This is a genomic window from Burkholderia sp. SIMBA_051, from assembly GCF_046534915.1.
In the GTDB taxonomy this organism is placed as follows: domain Bacteria; phylum Pseudomonadota; class Gammaproteobacteria; order Burkholderiales; family Burkholderiaceae; genus Burkholderia; species Burkholderia ambifaria.
The window spans coordinates 1-238 of record NZ_JAWRXS010000853.1; the positions used below are offsets into that span (position 1 = coordinate 1).

Annotated in this window: 1 pseudogene; it reads right to left on the reverse strand. The window is 73.1% G+C overall.

The features are described from left to right. Positions 1 to 238, reverse strand: a pseudogene (locus tag SB771_RS36860) (EamA/RhaT family transporter); the annotation flags it as partial.

The window sequence follows — 238 nt, forward strand, 5'->3', positions numbered from 1 at the left end:
TCCAGCACGCCACCGCGCACAGCGCCAGCACGGCGCCGATGGCGTAGCGCGACAGGTCGGCGTCGGCCTCCTGGCGCAGCGCCTGCAATTCGACCTGGTTGACGCAGGCGATGCCCAGCGCGATCAGCGCCAGCGGGGGCGCCAGCCGCTTCCAGGGCAGGCGGCCGTCGCGGCGCGCGTTGCGCAGGTTGGCGCAGATGGCGATCACCACCGGCAGCGTGCCGATGATCATGGTGGG